The organism is Enterobacter cloacae complex sp. SYL003, from assembly GCF_049236925.1.
Classification (GTDB): Bacteria; Pseudomonadota; Gammaproteobacteria; order Enterobacterales; family Enterobacteriaceae; genus Enterobacter; species Enterobacter intestinihominis.
The window spans coordinates 1-17611 of sequence record NZ_JBMKJK010000014.1; the positions used below are offsets into that span (position 1 = coordinate 1).

Consider the following 17611-nt stretch of genomic DNA (forward strand, 5'->3'; position numbering starts at 1 on the left):
ACAGCCCTCAGTCATTTAGAAAGCAACTTTATTGCTTCTGCATAAAAAAATTACTGGGGATCCCTCAGCCCACGGGGAGAGGGAGAACACCCAGCCCGTAGGCCCGTGCAAGCGCAGCGCCGCCGGGCGAATCAGGCGACGATGCGGCCTGATGCCCTCACCCCGTCCCTCTCCCACAGGGAGAGGGAGAAAACACAACCCGTAGGCCCGTGCAAGCGTAGCGCCGCCGGGCGAATCAGGCAACGATGCGGCCTTATGCCCTCACCCCGGCCCTCTCCCACGGGGAGAGGGAGAACACCGGCGCCATTTCATTGATTTTTCACCCCGAAAAAGGTACGTTTTCGCCTTCATTCCAGCGTGGACATGCCAGCATTATGCCGATTATTCAGTCTGTTGAACGTGCGTTGCAGATCCTCGACCTGTTCAACGAGCAGGCCACCGAGCTTAAGATCACCGACATCAGCAAACTGATGGGGCTGAGCAAGAGTACCCTCCACTCGCTGCTGAAAACCCTCCAGCTTCACGGCTATATCGATCAGAACCCGGAGAACGGCAAATATCGCCTCGGCATGAAGCTGGTTGAGCGCGGTCATTTCGTCGTGGGCTCCATCGATATTCGCCAGAAGGCGAAAGGCTGGCTGACGGAGCTGTCCCAGCGGACCGGGCAGACCACCCATCTGGGGATCCTGGACGGTCGTGAAGGGGTCTATATCGAGAAGATTGAAGGCAAGCTGGCCGCCATAGCCTATTCGCGCATCGGCCGCCGCCTGCCGGTTCACGCAACCGCCATCGGCAAAGTGTTGATTGCCTGGCTGGGCGAGACCGAGCTGAACACCCTGCTGGAGGGCTATCAGTACACCACCTATACCCCTTCCACCCTCGCCTCCCGGGAAGCGTTAATGACTGCCCTGACGCAGACCCGCGAACAAGGTTATGCCCTGGACAGCGAAGAGAACGAGCAGGGCGTGCGCTGCGTGGCGGTGCCGGTGTGGAACCACGAATCCCGCGTGATTGCCGCCCTGAGCCTGTCGACTTTGACCTCGCGCGTGGACGACGCCGAGCTGGCTAATTTCCGCGAGCAGCTTCAGCAGGCCGGGCTCGCGCTCTCACGCGCACTGGGCTATGCCGGCTCGTAGGTGAAGTAGTCGAAGTCCGCGTGGCAGCCGTCGCCGCTGATGTCCTCGCAGTGCAGTCCCACAAACGCACCGGTAAAGAAGCCGCGCCCGCCGATGTAGTCGTCCGACAACTTCCACGCCTCATACGTGATCGGCACGGTATGCCATGTCTCGCCGTCGAACGAGTAGCTGTAGCGGTAGACCAGTTTATCCACGTCCACCCTTAGCCAGACGCTCTCGGCCTGTTCCGGCACCGGAATCGGCTGCTCGTGCAGCGGCCATGACGGCACGTTGTGGTCGAGTTGGATCACCTTGATAGTTCTCCCCTGCCCCTCCTCGTAGTCCACAAAGCAGTAGCTCCAGTTTTTGCTGTTGTAGTAGCAGGTCAGCCCCGCGCTCTGCTGGAAGTGGACCGGCGAGAACTGCATCCGCGTCTCGGCCCGGAAGGTGAAATGCTGCCAGCGGCGCGCCACGGTCGACTGGGTAAAGGTCGAGTTGAGCGAGTCGTTGCCGTAGAGCCGTAAGTAGCCCGGGCGGGCGGTGAGCGAGCCGAGGGTGTTGTCGAATGGAATGCGCAGGGTCTGCAGTTCCGGGTCAAGCGAACTGGCGTCGAAATCGTCCCGCCAGATGCCCGGAACGGCTACAGGCTGCTCCGCCATCTGCGGGCCTTTCACGGTCAGTTGCGCGTGCTTGCCGCCTTCCACGTACGGCCAGCCGTCGCGCCATTCAATGCGGGCGATGCCGGTCTCGCGCCCCAGCGGGCAGTAGCCGCGCCCGCCGGAGGCCAGCAGCGGCACGCCGGGCAGGCGCAGCGGGCGGCTGGTGAGGTAGGCCATATACCACTCCCCGGTGTGGGTTTGCAGCAGCGAGCCGTGACCGCTCTTTTGCAGCGGGTTCTCCGGCAGGTGCCAGCTGGTCATCATCGTCACGTCCGGGTGCAGCTCGTACGGCCCGTCGATGGTTTTTGCGCGCAGCACCACGACGGCGTGCTCGTAGCTGGTGCCGCCCTCGGCAACCATCAGGTAGTACCATCCCGCGTGGCGATAAAGATGCGCCCCTTCGGTGTAGCAGAGCGGCGTGCCGGTAAACAGCGTTTTGCGCTCGGGCGAGAGCGTGCCAGTCTGCGAATCAAACTCCTGCATCACGATGGTGTTGTGCGGGTTGCTGTGGTGGCGCGGCCCCCACGGGCGGTAGAGGTAGTATTTGCGGCCATCGTCGTCGTGGAACAGGGAGGGATCGAACCCGCCGTTGCCCATCGGGATCGGCTCGCTCCACGGCCCCTCGATGGACGGCGCGGTGACGAGAAAATTGCGGCCGTTTTTCCACGGCGAGTCGACAATCTTCACGTCGGTGTAGAGCAGCCAGAACCTCCCGTCGGCGTAGCTCAGGCACGGTGCCCAGATGCCGCCGGAGTCCGGGTTGCCCTTCATGTCCAGCATCGACACGCGGTCCAGCGGGGTGCTGACCAGCGACCAGTTTTTCAGATCGCGGGAGTGGTAGATGCGCACGCCCGGGAACCACTCGAAGGTCGAGGTGGCGATGTAGTAGTCCTCGCCCTGACGGCACAGGGACGGGTCCGGGTTGAAGCCGGTGAGTATCGGGTTAGTAATTTCCATGTTGCCTCCGGTTAATGGGATGCGGCTGTCGCAGCGTCGGGAACGGCCTCGCCCTGCGACGCGCGGTGCTTGATCAGCTGCTGGCTGATGGCCTCCACGCGGGCGTCGGTGAGCTTGTAGAACGACAGCATGATGAACATGCCCGCGTAGAGCACCACCGGCACCACGCAGAACAGAATTTTGATGGTGGTCAGCACCTCAACCGGCTGCACGCTGCTGCTGGCGGAGTAGTTGACGTACGCCAGGATCCAGCCCACCACCGCCCCGCCAATTGCCAGGCCAATCTTCAGGCTGAACAGGTAGGTGGAGAACACCAGCCCGTCGAGGCGGCGACCGCTACGGCTCTCCTCGTAATCCACCACGTCAGAGGCCATCAGCCACTGCAGCGGCGTGGTGGTGTTAAAGACGAACAGGAACAGAATGTTGAGGGCAAAAATCAGCGCGATGTGCTCCGCCGGGGTGACGAAAATCAGCAGGCTAATCAGCGAGTAAGCGACGATGATCCACTTGAAGGCGGTAACGCGGTCGAAGCGGCCCAGCAGGCGGGAGGAGCAGAGCGAGCCGAACATGGTGGCAAGGCTGCCGTAGAGTAAGAACTGGGTCGCCATCTCCGGGTGATCCATCACGTATTTCACGAAGTAGAGCGTCGCCCCGCCGCGCACCACGTTGGAGCAGGTCGCCATCATCTTGAAGGCACACATGATGCGCCACTGGCTGTTGCCCAGCAGCAGCTTAAGGTCTTTCGCCACCGACGAACCCGGCTGCACCTCAAAGGTGTAGCGCTCTTTGGTGGTAAAGAAGCAGACGTAGAGCAGCACCACGCCGCTCAGCCCCAGCACGCACATGGCGCCGAAATACCCCACCTGCTCGTTGCCTTTGCCAATGATGCTGACCAGCGGCAGCGCGATGCCGCTGATGGCGAGCGACCCCGCGGCGGCGAGGAAGAAACGCCAGGACTGCAGGGCGTGACGCTCTTTCGGGTCGGCGGTAATGACGCCCGGCATAGCGCAGTACGGGACGTTAACGAAGGTGTAGACCAGAGTCAGCAGAATATAGGTCACGCAGGCGTAGATGATTTTGCCCTGCGCGGAGAAGTCCGGCGTGTAGAAGGTCAGCATGCAGACGATGCCGAACGGGATGGCGCCCCACAGCAGGAACGGGCGAAACTGGCCATGCCGCGTGCGGGTGCGGTCTACCAGCAGCCCCATCAGCGGGTCGGTCACGGCGTCGAGCACGCGGGAGACTAAAAACAGCGTCCCCATAATGCCCGCGGAGAGGCCGAAGACGTCGGTGTAGAAATAGGCCAGCAGGAACATCGTGGCCTGCCAGACGAAGCCGCAGGCGGTGTCACCCAGCCCGTAGCCAATTTTGTCTTTCATGGTTAATTGCGTCATCAGAATTACACCCTTATGTAGTGTGCTGAATTACAACATCGTGTTAATGGAGTGTAATGAGCTGTTCAATTAACCAGCAATGCTCATATCTTATTTCTGAATTACGTTATTTCGCTTTTGTGACGCCAACGATATATCACAACTTATTGTTTAAATTAGTAAATTGCAGACACGTAAAAACCGCCCGCGGACTATTTTCCGCAGACGATTTTCTCTCACAAAATAATTAAATACCGAGCGCTTTTTTACCGGCGTTAATTACCTCAATGATTTTATCGGTGTCATAAATACAGCCTTTCCAGGTGCCGCCGCTCACGGACTGTAATGCCGCCCACAGCCGGGTATCGTCCGGCAAAAAGTCGTGAGCGTGCAGGTCCGGATGCACCTGCCGCCGTGCCAGCTCGCGCGCGCCCTCTTCCGGCGTCAGCGGGTTGTCCGCAGTACCGATAAAGTTTACGCTGCCTGTTAATGTCAGGCGGTCCACCGCAATCTCAATGATGTCGTTATCGCGCAGCTTGCCTATCGGCCCGCCCGCCAGCGCCTCCGGCGACACGTGGCCGAAACAGGCGCCCGTCGACACGCCCGAGAAGCGCGCATCGGTGATTAACGACACCGTTTTGCCCCACGAGATGTGTTTGAGCGCGGAGGTGAGCTGGTAGGTCTCCTCCATGCCGGTGCCGGACGGTCCACCGCCGATCACCACCATGATATCGCCCTGCTCAATCTCTTCCCGCTTGATAGCCCTGATCGCCTGCGCCTCCGAGACAAACACCCGCACCCGGCCGGTGTGGCGGTAAACGCCATCTTCACCGACGACCGACGGGTCGATCGCCGTGGCCTTGATCACCGATCCTTCCGGCGCAATGTTGCCCGTCGGGAAGCAGACCGTCGAGGTCAGCCCTTTCGCTTTTGCTTTCTCCGGCGGCAGGATCACGTCATCCGGCTCCACGCCGTCCTGCTCGCGCAGGCACTGGCGGAAGCGCTTACGGCGCTCCGAGCTCTGCCACCAGTCGAGGTTCTCGCCCACCGTCTGGCCGGTGACGGTCATGGCATCCAGGTGCAGCAGGCCGAGATCGCGCAGGTGGAGCATCACCTCCGGCACGCCGCCCGCGAGGAAGGCACGCACGGTCGGGTGATAGTCCGGGCCGTTGGGCAGCACGCTCACCAGGCGCGGCACCCTGCGGTTGACGCGCGTCCAGTGTTCAACGTCCGGGATCGTGCAGCCCGCCGCGTGGGCAATGGCCGGAATGTGCAGCAGTAAATTAGTGGAGCCGCCGAACGCCGCGTGGATCACCATCGCGTTTTCGATGGCTTTATCGGTGAGGATATCGCGCGTGGTAATGCCGCGGTTATCCAGTTCACTGACTGCGCGCGCCGACTGGCGGGCGATCTCCAGCCATACCGCCTGCCCGGACGGGGCCAGCGCGGAGTGCGGCAACGCCAGACCCAGCGCTTCCGCGACCACCTGCGAGGTGCCCGCCGTGCCGAGGAACTGACACCCGCCGCCCGGCGACGCGCAGGCGCGGCAGCCCAGCTCGGCGGCCTCCTGCAAGGAGAGTTCATGGTTGGCGAAGCGCGCGCCGATGGTCTGCACCTTGCCCGCATCTTCCCCCACGGTCGGCGGCAGCGTCGCTCCGCCTGGCACCAGAATGGTCGGCAGGTCGTGCATCGCGGCCAGCGCAATCATGGTGGCGGGCAGCCCTTTATCGCAGGTTGCCACGCCGATCACCGCCCGCCGCGTCGGAAGAGAGCGGATAAGACGACGAAACACGATCGCCGCGTCGTTACGATACGGCAGGGAGTCGAACATGCCGTGCGTGCCCTGCGAGCGCCCGTCACACGGATCGCTGACGAAGGCCGCGAACGGGATCCCGCCGTTGCGTGTGATCTCCTTCGCCGCCGCCTGCATCTGCATGCCGATTTCCCAGTGGCCGGTGTGGTAGCCCAGCGCAACCGGGCGTCCGTCTCCGGCGCGGATGCCGCCCTGAGTACCGATAATCAGCACCTCTTTGCCGGTCAGCTTGTTGGCGTCCCAGCCCATCCCGGCGTTCTGCGTCATGCCGAACAGGTTGCCGCTGGGGGATTCCATCAGCATCTGCGGAGTCAGCGGCAGCGCGCCCTGCGGCCCCGCCGCGTGGGTGATCACCGCATAAAACGCGTCGTCCTGTGGGGTGAAAATTTTCTCAATGGTCATCGTTATCGTCCGGCTCAGCAGAGCTTGAGCTGTTGTAGCAGGGTTTTCAGCTGCGCCTTACGCGGCTCGTCCAGCGGCGAGGCTGGTGGCAGGACGTGCGTAGAAATTGGACGACCGCAGAGCACGATCGCCTCTTTAATCACGTTCACAAACGGCGTATCCAGCTGATACATCTGCGGGATTTGCAGCAGGGTCTGATGATACTCAGCCGCTTTCGCCACGTCTTTATCCCGCCAGGCTTTCAGAAGATTTACCGACACCTGCGGAGCAAAGTTACCGCTGGCCGAGATCGCCCCGTCACCGCCGAGCAGCAGGGTATTAAACAGATGATCGTCGTAGCCGCAGAGCACGGTGAAGTGTGGAAGGGCCGCTTTAACGGTGTGGATCATGCTGCGCAGGTGGGCGACGGAGTCGATGGTGTCTTTGATGCCGACGATGTTACTGCGCGAGTCGGCGAGGGTTTTCACCAGCGCCGGGGTCAGATCCTGCCCGGTCAGCGCCGGGAAGTTATAGAGCATCACCGGCAGCGTGACGCTGTCGGCCACCTGTTCGAAGTAGCGGATCAGGTTCGCTTCCGACACTTTCCAGTAGTAGGGGTTGATCACCACGATGCCGTCCGCGCCCGCCAGCTGCGCGTGCTGGCTCAGCTCAATGGTTTCCCGGGCGTTGGTGCCGCCGGTGCCGATCAGGACCGGCACACGACGATCGACATGATCGATCGCAAACCGGGCAATGGATTTACGCTCTTCGGCGCTGAGCTGGGAGAACTCGCCGCCGCTGCCCAGGAAGAACAGGCCGTCGACGCCCGCAGCGATCAGATCGTCGATCAGCGCGGCGGTGCCCGGCTTATCAAGCTGGCCATCGGCGGTAAAAATGGTGGAGACAGGGGGAATGATACCCGTGAACAACGCGGACTGCGGCATGTGATCTCCTTGCTGAATCATTTTGTTCTACATTATAGAACAGTGTTCATTAATTTAACGATCATACTATGACGGAGAAAAAGCACAGGTAAATGGGAGATGAGGAGGGAGTGCGGGAAGTTTAAGCTGGATCACATATTGTCCGCTAACCCCTCACCCCGGCCCTCTCCCCAAAGGGGCGAGGGTGGTAAAGTCCCCTCTCCCCTTTGGGGAGAGGGTTAGGGTGAGGGGTAAGGGTTACTCCACCAGCATCTTAACAACCACTTTCCTGACCTTAGCAGGTGCACCCACCGCGCACAGCGGCTTATGCACTTCGCCCGGGTAAAACACCACGAAATCTCCTTCGCTCAGCACCACGGTTTTCTCCTGCTCGCCTTCCGGCAGGAACGCGATGTCTTTGTCCGCCAGCCAGTCGGTGTCCGGCGTGCCGTGCGGCAGGGTGCTGAAGGTCATCCCTTCCTGCCCCTTCAGCACAATCTGAATATCCAGGTAGCGTGCATGGTATTCAGCGCGACGCTCGGCGAACGGCTGGGTCATGTCCTCCGATACCAGATAAAACAGGCTGTTGCCGCTGATGTCGTGCTTGCCGGTCGGCGTCGCGTCGGTTACGTGGGCCTTGACGTGCTCAATGGCCTGGCGCAGCTCTTCTGGTAGCCAGGACTGGAGATGATGAATATTGCCAATAATCATGATACAACCCTCAAATTAAAACATTGTTTCATTTTAATCTTTTATACGAGAATCGCCTCTCCCATACCAGCCCTTTTTAGACAAGATTTGCGCCAGCGCATGTTTATCGGAAAATGTGTTAATTCACTGTTAATTACATAAAGGCATTTATGCAGTCGTTATGCATAACCTCATTTCCTAAGCTTTACGCAACTTATCTAACTCGCTGAATTTAAAACGTAACTCACAAAACCTGTTGTTGCATCACACTTTATCACTTCGGTTATTTCCTTTAAAAATCCATAATTATTTATCGATTTCTCTTAAGTGAAAAATAGTTAACTGTCATTATTGCATAGCTATTCTCGAGGCAAAATTTTATTCATTAAAATCAACAGCATAACTAAATATTTCAAAGCATGTAATTCTACAAAACAATAACAACCTCAAATATTGCCACCCGTTCCTGCTTAGCTATTCATCCCGTAATAATATGAAATTAATCATTATCTGATACGAATCATGCAATTGAAAATAAACTGCTCAATATCGGTTTTCGCGTGAGCAGCGTCACAATAACCATTATTTAAGCGCCTACTATGAATCACGAAATCAATTGAGCTTAGCCGCCATGAAATTAAACACATCACATGGCGCATGCCCTTTTTATTCTGAAAAACAGTTAAAGGAATAATTATGGAAAAGCATTACGTCGGTTCTGAAATTGGTCAATTGCGTAGCGTTATGCTGCACCGTCCTAATTTAAGTCTTAAACGTTTAACGCCATCGAATTGTCAGGAGCTGTTATTTGATGACGTGCTCTCGGTTGAGCGGGCGGGAGAGGAGCATGATATCTTCGCAAACACGCTGCGCGAGCAGGGTGTGGAAGTCCTGCTATTGACCGACCTTCTTACGCAAACGCTTGATATTGCGGAAGCAAAAGCCTGGCTTCTTGAAACACAAATCTCCGACTACCGCCTCGGCCCAGCCTTTGCCAGCGACGTCCGCGGCTGGCTGGCGGATATGCCGCACCGCGAACTGGCGCGCAGATTAAGCGGCGGATTAACCTACGGTGAAATTCCGGCAGCTATTAAAAATATGGTGGTCGATACCCACACGGCGAATGATTTTATTATGAAACCGCTGCCGAACCACTTATTTACCCGCGATACCTCCTGCTGGATTTATAACGGCGTGTCCATTAATCCGATGGCGAAACCCGCCCGCCAGCGCGAAACCAATAATCTGCGCGCAATATATCGCTGGCACCCCGCATTTGCCGATGGCGAGTTTATTAAGTATTTCGGCGACGAGAATATTAATTACGACCACGCCACCCTGGAAGGCGGCGACGTATTAGTGATTGGCCGCGGGGCGGTATTGATCGGCATGTCAGAGCGCACGACGCCGCAGGGCGTGGAGTTCCTCGCCAACAGCTTGTTTAAACATCGTCAGGCCGAGCGCGTGATCGCCGTTGAGCTGCCGAAACATCGCTCCTGCATGCACCTCGACACCGTGATGACCCACATCGACGTGGACACTTTCTCCGTTTACCCGGAAGTGGTGCGCAAGGACGCCCAGTGCTGGACGCTCACCCCGGACGGACGCGGCGGTCTGCTGCGTACTCAGGAAACCGACCTGCTGCACGCCATCGAGAAAGCCCTCGGCATTAACCAGGTGCGCCTGATCACCACCGGCGGCGATGCCTTTGAAGCCGAACGCGAGCAGTGGAACGACGCCAACAACGTCCTGACCATCCGTCCGGGCGTGGTGATCGGCTACGAGCGCAACGTCTGGACCAACGAGAAATACGACAAGGCGGGCATCGCCGTGCTGCCGATCCCGGGCGACGAGCTGGGGCGCGGTCGCGGCGGCGCGCGCTGCATGAGCTGCCCACTGGAACGCGACGGAATTTAAAGGAGCCATCATGGAACGAAAACCCACTCTGGTTGTGGCCCTTGGCGGCAACGCGCTGCTCAAGCGCGGCGAGCCGCTGGAAGCGGACATCCAGCGTCAGAACATCGAGCAGGCCGCCCGCACCATCGCAGGCTTAACGGAGCAATGGCGCGTGGTGCTGGTGCACGGAAACGGCCCGCAGGTCGGGCTGCTGGCGCTGCAAAACAGCGCCTACGACAAAGTCACCCCCTACCCGCTGGACGTTCTTGGTGCAGAAAGCCAGGGAATGATCGGCTACATGCTCCAGCAGGCGCTGAAAAACAATCTGCCCCAGCGCGAGGTGAGCGTCCTGCTCACGCAGGTGGAAGTGGACGCCGCCGACCCGGCGTTCAGCAACCCGACCAAGTACATCGGCCCGGTCTACAGCGAAGCCCAGGCGAAAGCGCTGGCCGCGGAAAAAGGCTGGGTGTTCAAGGTCGACGGGGCCTATTTCCGCCGCGTTGTGCCCTCTCCGCAGCCGAAGCGCATCGTGGAGAGCGACGCCATTACGGCGCTTATTCAGCGCGACCACCTGGTCATCTGCAACGGCGGCGGCGGCGTGCCGGTGGTGGAAAACGCCAACGGTTATCGCGGCATTGAGGCGGTGATCGACAAAGACCTCTCCGCCGCTCTGCTGGCGCGGCAGATCGAGGCCGATGCCCTGCTGATCCTCACCGATGCCGACGCGGTGTACCTCGACTGGGGCAAACCGACCCAGCGCCCGCTGGCGCAGGTCACGCCGGAACTGCTCAGAGGCATGCAGTTCGACGCCGGATCGATGGGGCCAAAAGTGGCCGCCTGCCGCGAGTTTGTTGAAGCCTGCAACGGCATTGCCGGGATCGGCGCGCTGGCCGACGGCGCGGAGATCCTGGCGGGCGAGAAAGGCACGTTGATTCGTAACTGAGCACCCATTTCCCCTCACCCTAACCCTCTCCCCAAAGGGGAGAGGGGACGATTACACCCTCTCCCCTTTGGGGAGAGGGCTGGGGTGAGGGGTAAGGTCTTAGACATTAATTTTAAAAAGGATTTACCCATGACCATCAACCTGAAAAACCGCAACTTCCTGAAACTGCTGGACTACACCCCGGCGGAGATCCAGTACCTGATCGACCTCGCCATCGAGCTGAAGGCGGCCAAAAAAGCCGGGCGCGAAAAGCAAACCCTGGTCGGGAAAAACATCGCCCTGATCTTTGAAAAAACCTCCACCCGCACCCGCTGCGCCTTTGAAGTGGGCGCGTTCGACCAGGGCGCGCAGGTCACCTACCTCGGCCCAAGCGGCTCGCAGATTGGCCACAAAGAGTCGATGAAGGACACCGCGCGCGTGCTGGGCCGCATGTATGACGGCATCGAGTACCGCGGCTACGGCCAGGCCATCGTTGAGGAGCTGGGCGAATACGCGGGAGTGCCGGTGTGGAACGGCCTGACCGACGAGTTCCACCCCACGCAAATCCTTGCCGACCTGATGACTATGCTGGAGCACTCTCCGGGCAAAACCCTGCCGGAGCTGAGCTTTGCTTACCTCGGCGACGCGCGCAACAACATGGGTAATTCGCTGATGGTCGGCGCGGCCAAAATGGGGATGGATATCCGCCTTGTGGCGCCGAAATCCTTCTGGCCGGAGGCCGGGCTGGTTGAGCAGTGCCGCGCCATCGCCAAAGAGACCGGCGCGCGCATCACCCTCACCGACGATGTGGGAGAAGGCGTGCAGGGCACCGATTTCCTCTACACCGACGTGTGGGTTTCCATGGGCGAGCCGAAGGAGGCGTGGGCCGAGCGCGTTAGCCTGATGAAGCCGTATCAGATTAATGCGGACGTGATGAAGGCCACCGGTAACCCGAACGTCAAGTTCATGCACTGCCTGCCGGCGTTCCACAACGAACATACCAAAGTGGGCCGCGAAATCGAGATGGCGTACGGCCTGAAGGGGCTGGAGGTGACGGAAGAGGTCTTTGAATCACCGAACTCCATCGTCTTCGACGAAGCAGAGAACCGCATGCACACCATTAAAGCGGTCATGGTGGCGACACTCGGCGACTAATCACCGCCCGGCGCGCCGCGGGGTGCGCCGGGTTCAGGAGAACATCATGGGCAAGTTCAAATTTCCCTCCGCTTATACCATTCTCTTTTTTCTGATTGCCGTGGTTGCCGTGCTGACGTGGATTGTTCCGGCCGGGCAGTACCATATGGCGATGAACGAGGCGCTCGGCAAAGAAGTGCCGATTGCTGGCACTTACGCGCACGTGGCAGCGCACCCGCAGGGGCTCGTCTCCGTGCTGATGGCGCCGATTGCCGGGCTGTACGATCCGGAGTCCGGCCAGGCCGGGGCGATCGACGTGGCGCTGTTTATTCTGATCATCGGGGGATTCCTCGGGATCGTCACTAAAACCGGGGCGATAGACGCCGGGATCGAGCGCGTCACCACCCGACTGCGCGGCCGCGAAGAGTGGATGATCCCGATCCTGATGGCGCTGTTTGCCGCCGGCGGCACGATTTACGGCATGGCCGAAGAGTCGCTACCCTTCTATACCTTACTTGTGCCGGTGATGCTGGCAGCGCGGTTCGATCCGGTGGTTGCGGCCTCTACCGTGCTGCTCGGCGCGGGGATCGGCACGCTCGGATCCACCATCAACCCGTTCGCCACGGTGATCGCCGCCAACGCCGCCGGGATCCCCTTCACCAACGGCATCATGCTACGCATCGCGCTGCTGGTGATCGGCTGGATCATCTGCGTGGCGTGGGTAATGCGCTACGCCCGCAAGGTGCGCAAGGATCCGTCGCTGTCGATCGTGGCGGATAAGCAGGAAGAAAATCGCGCCCACTTTCTCGGTAACAAGGGCGAGCAGTCGCTGGAATTTACCCCGGTGCGCAAACTCATCCTGGTGATCTTCGCCCTCGCCTTCGCGGTGATGATCTACGGCGTGGCGGTGCTGGGCTGGTGGATGGCGGAGATTTCGGCGGTGTTCCTCGCCAGTGCCATTATCGTCGGGCTGATCGCCCGCATGAGCGAAGAGGAGCTGACCACAACCTTTATCAACGGCGCGCGAGATTTGCTGGGCGTCGCGCTGATAATCGGCATCGCGCGCGGTATCGTAGTGATCATGGATAAGGGCATGATTACCCACACCATTTTGCACAGCGCCGAGGGAATGGTCACCGGATTGTCGACGGTGGCGTTCATCAACGTGATGTACTGGCTGGAAGTGGTGCTGTCGTTTCTTGTGCCTTCTTCGTCCGGCCTGGCCGTTCTGACGATGCCGATCATGGCGCCCCTTGCCGATTTCGCTAACGTCAACCGCGACCTGGTGGTTACGGCTTACCAGTCGGCGTCCGGCATCGTCAACCTGATCACTCCCACCTCTGCCGTCGTGATGGGCGGGCTGGCTATCGCCCGCGTGCCCTACGTGCGTTATCTGAAATGGGTCGCGCCGCTGCTGGGGATTTTAACGGTGGTGATTATGGTGGCGTTAAGCCTGGGTGCTTTGTTGTGATTTGCCGGATGGCGCTGCGCTTATCCGGCCTACGGATCGGTGCGGTGCCACCGGTTATTTCGGGAACTGATATGGGAACTATGATGGATTACGAAGAGTACTCTCCCAAAGAGCAACTACAGCTAACGGTCTGCCAGCGTCTGATCGCGGAAAAGAGCTATCTCTCCCAGGAAGAGATCCGCCGCGACTTACAGGAGCGTGGTTTTGAGACCATCAGCCAGTCCACCGTTTCACGTCTGCTCAAGTTGCTTGGTGTCATAAAAATTCGCAATGCCAAAGGGCTAAAGATTTATTCGCTGAATCCCCAGCTGCGCCCGGCCCCCGACGCGGCGCGTACGGTCTCTGAAATGGTGGTGAGCGTGGAGCACAACAGCGAATTTATCCTTATCCATACCGTCGCCGGATATGGCCGCGCGGTGGCGCGTATTCTGGATTATCACCAGTTACCGGAAATTTTAGGTGTAGTGGCCGGGAGCAGTATTGTCTGGGTCGCGCCCCGCGTAGTGAAGCGCACCGCGCTGGTACATAAGCAAATTAATTATTTACTCAGAACGCATTAATATTCACAAAGAACCGTTTGCATTGAGTAAAGCGTGCATTAAATCGCTTGATCCCAAAAGCGAGCTGCGTATAATGCCCGACAATTTGCCGGGAGGAAGCATGGTCAAGCGTGTACGACATAACGTCTTACCGCGTCTGAAATCAGACGCTGGCCTGCCGTTTTTCTTCCCGTTGCTAAACCTATTCCCAGAGCCCCTCATTTGAGGGGCTTTTTTTTGCCCGGCGTCAGGAGATAAACATGAATCCGCTTTATCAAAAACACATCATTTCCATAAACGACCTCAGCCGCGAAGAGCTGGAACTGGTTCTGGAAACCGCGGCAAAACTGAAGGCCAATCCGCAACCGGAGCTGTTGAAGCACAAGGTGATTGCGAGCTGCTTCTTCGAAGCCTCGACCCGCACCCGCCTCTCCTTCGAAACCTCCATGCACCGTCTGGGCGCGAGCGTGGTGGGCTTCTCGGACAGCAGCAACACGTCGCTGGGCAAAAAAGGCGAAACCCTGGCGGATACCATTTCGGTTATCAGTACCTACGTTGACGCGATTGTGATGCGCCACCCGCAGGAGGGCGCGGCGCGTCTGGCGACCGAGTTTTCCGGCGGCATTCCGGTGCTGAACGCCGGTGACGGTGCTAACCAGCATCCGACGCAGACCCTGCTGGATCTGTTCACCATTCAGGAGACGCAGGGCACGCTTGAGAACCTGAACATCGCCATGGTCGGCGACCTGAAATATGGCCGCACCGTCCACTCCCTGACCCAGGCGCTGGCGAAATTTAACGGCAACCGCTTCTTCTTTATCGCGCCGGACGCGCTGGCGATGCCGCAGTACATTCTCGACATGCTGGACGAGAAAGGCATCGCGTGGAGCCTGCACGCCAGTATCGAAGAGGTGATGGGCAACGTGGATATTCTCTACATGACCCGCGTGCAGAAAGAGCGTCTGGATCCGTCCGAGTACGCCAACGTGAAGGCGCAGTTCGTGCTGCGCGCCAGCGACCTTGAAGGCGCGCGTGACAATATGAAGGTGCTGCACCCGCTGCCGCGCATCGATGAGATCACCACAGACGTGGACAAAACGCCGCACGCCTGGTACTTCCAGCAGGCCGGAAACGGCATCTTCGCTCGCCAGGCGTTACTGGCACTGGTTCTGAATCGCGAATTAGCTCTGTAAGGGGAGACGACCATGACACACGATAACAAACTCCAGGTTGAAGCCATCAAGCGTGGCACCGTGATTGACCACATCCCTGCGCAGGTGGGCTTTAAGCTGCTGACGCTATTCAAACTGACCGAAACCGACCAGCGCATCACCATCGGCCTGAACCTGCCGTCGGGCGAAATGGGCCGTAAAGACCTGATCAAAATCGAGAACACCTTCCTGACCGACGAGCAGGTTAACCAGCTGTCGCTGTACGCGCCGGACGCCACGGTTAACCGCATCGACGATTACAACGTGGTGGGCAAATCCCGCCCAAGCCTGCCGGATCGCATCGAAAGCGTGCTGGTCTGCCCGAACAGCAACTGCATCAGTCATGCTGAGCCGGTTTCCTCCAGTTTCGCAGTGAAAAAACGCGCCAATGACATCGCACTCAAATGCAAATACTGCGAAAAAGAGTTTTCTCATTATGTGGTGCTGGCCAACTAATTGAGGTTGGTAATGAAATCCCGGCTGTTATAATGGCCGGGAACATTCTTAACGCTGTAATTCTGGAGAAAAAATGAGCAAAGTACTCGCGACGGAAAATGCACCAGCGGCTATCGGCCCATACGTTCAGGGCGTTGATCTGGGCAGCATGATCATCACTTCTGGTCAGATCCCGGTGAACCCAAAAACCGGTGAAGTACCCGCCGACGTAGCGGCGCAGGCGCGTCAGTCGCTGGAAAACGTGCAGGCGATCGTGGAATCTGCCGGTCTGAAAGTGGGCGATATCGTCAAAACCACCGTGTTCGTGAAAGATCTGAATGATTTCGCGACCGTTAACGCCACTTACGAAGCGTTCTTCACCGAGCACAACGCGACCTTCCCGGCTCGCTCTTGCGTGGAAGTGGCGCGTCTGCCAAAAGACGTGAAAATTGAAATTGAAGCGATTGCCGTACGTCGCTAATTCAATTCAATTAAGAAAGGGCAGCTTAGCTGTCCTTTTTATTTCGACTATTTTTACTCTCCATATAAAATGACAAATCGCACCGTCCATTATTAAGCTTCTCCACCCGGTAATATTCTCTAATAATGGATGAGTAATGAAACTTTCAAAAATTGCACTTGCCCTCGCGACAGTGACCGTTGCATCGTCGGCATTTGCTCACGGCTATATTGAATCTCCAGCCAGCCGCGCCTATATGTGTAAGCTTGGCCAAAATATTGATTGCGGCGCTGTACAGTATGAACCGCAGAGCGTGGAAAAAACTTCCGGTTTCCCGACCGGCGCTATGCCGCCGGACGGCCAGCTCGCCAGTGCAGGTATTTCCCAGTATTCTCAGCTGGATAAGCAAAGCCTGAATGCCTGGACCAAAAACCCGATAACAGCAGGCCCGCATGAGTTCGTCTGGCATCATACTGCACCGCATAAAACCACTAACTGGCGCTATTACATCACCAAACAAAACTGGGATCCAAATAAGCCGCTGACTCGCGATCAATTTGAATTAACTCCATTCTGTACGATCAACGGAAATAGTCAGGCACCAGCCGTAACAAAATCTATGACTTGCAATGTTCCTGCGCGTACGGGGTACCAGGTTATTTACGGCGTGTGGGAAATTGCGGACACCTCAAATAGCTTTTATCAGGCCATTGACGTTGATTTCGGGAATGGTGGCAACGTTACCCCGGATGAAACGCCTGCGATTGTTTCCGAATGGAGCAAAACCCTGAGCGGCCAGATTGCTGGTAATAACCTGAACGTGGGCGATAAGGTTATCGCACGCTTCTTCGACGCCAACGGTGAAGTGACCGCCATGCGTACCGAAATGACCATCGGCTCTGCTGAACAAGGCGACGCTAACCAGTGGTCTTACGATCTGGCGCAGAAGATCAACACCGCTCAGAGCGATGTCCGCGTCGGTGTTAAAGATGAAGCCGGTGACATCAGCCCGGTTCACGGCGCCAACAGCGTATTCGTGAAAGACGGCAGCACGCTGAAATCCGTTGCCATCTCCTATGAAGAGCAAAAAGCGCAGGTGAGCGAGACCATCGCCGTTTCCGATCTGCAATACAGTAAAATCGAACATGGCAACGCGACCGTCACCTTCCACGTCAACACGCAGGGTGACGTTAATTTTGAAGCGCACGTGATGAACCACCACGGTGCGGAAAAAGGTTACCTGAAGCAGGACATGAACAACGTCAATCAGGACGTGACCATGACGCTGACTGACGTGACGGCGGGACACCATATGCTGAAATACTACGCGACCAATAAAGACGGCACGATGTTCGCCCAGGACGTGCTGAACCTGATGCTGGAAAGCGATGCGGCTGCGGACAGCACCGGCCACCACGACTTTACCTTCCCGGACAATATCGCCTCGTACAAAGCGGGCACCGTGGTACTACAGCCAAAAGACGGTAAGACCTACGAATGTAAGCCTTTCCCGTACAGCGGCTACTGCGTGCAGTACAGCCCAACCGCAAACCAGTTTGAGCCTGGCGTTGGCGCGCACTGGAAAGAGGCGTGGGTGTTGAAGAACTGAGTGGAAAAACCTTACCCCTCACC

Annotated in this window: 16 protein-coding genes and 1 pseudogene; 11 read left to right on the top strand and 6 right to left on the bottom strand. The window is 58.2% G+C overall.

Going from position 1 to position 17611, the window contains the following annotated elements:
• Positions 1-374 precede the first annotated feature (374 nt).
• A complete protein-coding gene (gene xynR / locus ACOT1A_RS17285) occupies positions 375-1136 on the top strand; it encodes a DNA-binding transcriptional repressor XynR (RefSeq protein ID WP_105323056.1) in 762 nt (253 codons plus the stop codon).
• Here xynR and ACOT1A_RS17290 read toward each other — a convergent pair.
• The 5 genes from ACOT1A_RS17290 to ACOT1A_RS17310 form a co-directional block, all read right to left on the bottom strand.
• Positions 1121-2731, bottom strand: a complete 1611-nt coding sequence (locus tag ACOT1A_RS17290) for a glycoside hydrolase family 43 protein (protein WP_105322950.1) — start codon at positions 2729-2731, stop codon at positions 1121-1123. The genes xynR and ACOT1A_RS17290 overlap by 16 nt on opposite strands.
• An 11-nt stretch (positions 2732-2742) precedes the next feature.
• Positions 2743-4125: an MFS transporter gene (locus ACOT1A_RS17295; protein ID WP_023299198.1), complete on the bottom strand. Its 1383-nt coding sequence runs from the start codon at positions 4123-4125 to the stop codon at positions 2743-2745.
• Between the two features lie 226 nt (positions 4126-4351).
• Positions 4352-6319, bottom strand: a complete 1968-nt coding sequence (gene yagF, locus ACOT1A_RS17300; RefSeq protein ID WP_105322949.1) for a xylonate dehydratase YagF — start codon at positions 6317-6319, stop codon at positions 4352-4354.
• Positions 6320-6333: 14 nt separating this feature from the next.
• Positions 6334-7242 (bottom strand): 2-keto-3-deoxygluconate aldolase, encoded by a 909-nt coding sequence (gene yagE, locus ACOT1A_RS17305; protein ID WP_105322948.1) that lies wholly within the window; start codon positions 7240-7242, stop codon positions 6334-6336.
• Between the two features lie 237 nt (positions 7243-7479).
• Complete coding sequence (locus tag ACOT1A_RS17310; protein WP_022646886.1) at positions 7480-7932, bottom strand: YhcH/YjgK/YiaL family protein; 453 nt, start codon at positions 7930-7932, stop codon at positions 7480-7482.
• Between the two features lie 675 nt (positions 7933-8607).
• Between ACOT1A_RS17310 and arcA the strand changes: the two genes are divergently transcribed.
• The 5 genes from arcA (at position 8608) to ACOT1A_RS17335 (ending at position 13894) form a co-directional block, all read left to right on the top strand.
• Positions 8608-9828 carry an arginine deiminase gene (gene arcA / locus ACOT1A_RS17315; protein ID WP_063200759.1) on the top strand — a complete coding sequence of 407 codons (1221 nt, stop codon included), beginning with the start codon at positions 8608-8610 and terminating at the stop codon, positions 9826-9828.
• A gap of 10 nt (positions 9829-9838) precedes the next feature.
• Positions 9839-10750, top strand: coding sequence for a carbamate kinase (gene arcC / locus ACOT1A_RS17320; RefSeq protein WP_022646884.1), 912 nt, complete (start codon positions 9839-9841; stop codon positions 10748-10750).
• A 129-nt stretch (positions 10751-10879) separates the two neighbouring features.
• The gene (gene argF, locus ACOT1A_RS17325; RefSeq protein ID WP_038415176.1) at positions 10880-11884 is read left to right on the top strand and encodes an ornithine carbamoyltransferase; all 1005 of its coding nucleotides are present in this window, start codon (positions 10880-10882) and stop codon (positions 11882-11884) included.
• A gap of 46 nt (positions 11885-11930) precedes the next feature.
• Complete coding sequence (locus tag ACOT1A_RS17330) at positions 11931-13334, top strand: YfcC family protein (RefSeq protein ID WP_105322947.1); 1404 nt, start codon at positions 11931-11933, stop codon at positions 13332-13334.
• 80 nt (positions 13335-13414) lie between these two features.
• The gene (locus tag ACOT1A_RS17335) at positions 13415-13894 is read left to right on the top strand and encodes an arginine repressor (protein WP_003863366.1); all 480 of its coding nucleotides are present in this window, start codon (positions 13415-13417) and stop codon (positions 13892-13894) included.
• A gap of 3 nt (positions 13895-13897) precedes the next feature.
• Here the strand turns inward: ACOT1A_RS17335 and ACOT1A_RS17340 are convergent.
• Positions 13898-14015, bottom strand: a pseudogene (locus ACOT1A_RS17340) (hypothetical protein).
• Between ACOT1A_RS17340 and ACOT1A_RS17345 the strand changes: the two are divergent.
• From ACOT1A_RS17345 to gbpA, 5 genes are all read left to right on the top strand, one after another.
• Positions 13995-14099, top strand: a complete 105-nt coding sequence (locus tag ACOT1A_RS17345; protein WP_022646880.1) for a pyrBI operon leader peptide — start codon at positions 13995-13997, stop codon at positions 14097-14099. The pseudogene ACOT1A_RS17340 and the gene ACOT1A_RS17345 sit on opposite strands and share 21 nt — an antisense overlap.
• Positions 14100-14133: 34 nt before the next feature.
• Complete coding sequence (gene pyrB / locus ACOT1A_RS17350; RefSeq protein WP_003863368.1) at positions 14134-15066, top strand: aspartate carbamoyltransferase; 933 nt, start codon at positions 14134-14136, stop codon at positions 15064-15066.
• A 12-nt stretch (positions 15067-15078) separates the two neighbouring features.
• Positions 15079-15540, top strand: coding sequence for an aspartate carbamoyltransferase regulatory subunit (gene pyrI / locus ACOT1A_RS17355; protein ID WP_276170234.1), 462 nt, complete (start codon positions 15079-15081; stop codon positions 15538-15540).
• Between the two features lie 73 nt (positions 15541-15613).
• Positions 15614-16000: a 2-iminobutanoate/2-iminopropanoate deaminase gene (gene ridA / locus ACOT1A_RS17360; RefSeq protein ID WP_003863373.1), complete on the top strand. Its 387-nt coding sequence runs from the start codon at positions 15614-15616 to the stop codon at positions 15998-16000.
• A 136-nt stretch (positions 16001-16136) separates the two neighbouring features.
• Positions 16137-17588: an N-acetylglucosamine-binding protein GbpA gene (gene gbpA / locus ACOT1A_RS17365; RefSeq protein WP_126490153.1), complete on the top strand. Its 1452-nt coding sequence runs from the start codon at positions 16137-16139 to the stop codon at positions 17586-17588.
• Positions 17589-17611 lie beyond the last annotated feature (23 nt).